At 63.1% G+C, this 233-nt stretch carries 1 pseudogene; it reads right to left on the minus strand.

The annotated features are described in order from the left end of the window. Positions 1-116 (minus strand): annotated as a pseudogene (locus tag AC0IYH_RS34155) (tripartite tricarboxylate transporter TctB family protein); the annotation flags it as partial. Positions 117-233: the final 117 nt, after the last annotated feature.

Consider the following 233-nt stretch of genomic DNA (forward strand, 5'->3'; position numbering starts at 1 on the left):
GGGTATGCACGCGGCCCCACCGGCTCGTAGGAAAACGGCGCCTGGTAACCCCAGGCGACGGCGACCAGGCCGACGCAGATCGCCAGCAGAATCGCCCCCAAAATGCGTTGATACATGAAACACCCCTCGCGGACGTTGCTCGCGCGTTCCGCTGCATGAAGGCCGCCAGCGGCAGCCAGGTTTGCTGATTACCAGATCGGCAGGCTGTAGCTGACAATCAGACGATGCTCGTC

Source organism: Pseudomonas sp. AC463, assembly GCF_979253585.1.